Annotated in this window: 1 protein-coding gene; it reads right to left on the minus strand. The window is 39.2% G+C overall.

All coding sequences use genetic code 11. The features are described 5' to 3' along the window. Window positions 1-1,033, minus strand: a 1,033-nt coding sequence (locus tag FTV31_RS17125) for a hypothetical protein (RefSeq protein ID WP_180015843.1), incomplete at its 3' end; no start/stop codon positions are given. Window positions 1,034-1,035 lie beyond the last annotated feature (2 nt).

Raw genomic sequence — 1,035 nt, forward strand, 5'->3', positions numbered from 1 at the left:
TCTGATCTGCATTTCGACAAGCCACTTCAAACTCTTTCATACTCCAAGCCTTCTTGGCAGTGAAGCGTACATAGTGTAAGTTTTTTGGAAAATACATTTGATTCAGCTTCTTCTGCTCGGGATTTCGGGCATTTAATATCGATCTCATTTTAGCCTGTAACGTGCCAATTTGATGACGTGTACCATGAAAAGTTCCCTTAGAACTCAATCTAAAAGTGGCTTCTTTCAAACGATCAGCCTGTTCAGTCGAAATTAAATCAATTTTTTTATTCACCTCCCGCGTTGCCGACTGCATAAATTCTTGCGATAGATACCAGGTAAAACGGATTTTCTTCTGAGAATATCGTTGAAAAAACTCCAAATGCTTTTTACGAACCCCGCGTAATGCACGAGTTAGCTCTTTCAACCGCTCGTTATAGCTCACGTCATCGTTAAATTTAATTCCAAACCGTTGCAGTAAAAATGCACTCACGGATGCCTGATTCCAACGTGTATGTTCATTTTCTAAAAAAGCAAAGCCGAAAATACGTTGAATACTGGAAAAACGCCTGACATCAGATGCATCAAAAGGCTTAAACACCCGATAAACCAGATCTTGGTTACTATCAATAGTTTTTACACGCTTGGCATGAACATTAAAAATAACGCCAAAGCGTTCAGGATGATAATAAACCCGAGAAAATTGTGGCTTAAGATCACTAAACTCAATGTATTGTCCCAGTACATAATCCCCATAGTGCAACAGTTTTTCTCTTTTGGTTGTCAAAAGACTATTCAACTTTTGCTTCTGTACCATGCTCGAATTTTTGGCGAGTATTTCTTTTAGCGTCAGCTTACTTCTTCGCGCTTCTCTGTAGCCTGTGGTAAATAACCAAAACTGGAATACCTCACTTTTGGCTGGATCATAATTGATGACCAGACTCCATACTGGTTCCCCGTAGTCCGATTTTTTCTTACGCTCAGATTCAGTCAGATCGAGGCCATACTTCAAAATTAATTTTGGAAGCACATGATGGAACTTTGAAAAAAGCACAG

This window comes from Acinetobacter sp. YH16031 (assembly GCF_013417335.1).
Lineage (GTDB): Bacteria > Pseudomonadota > Gammaproteobacteria > Pseudomonadales > Moraxellaceae > Acinetobacter.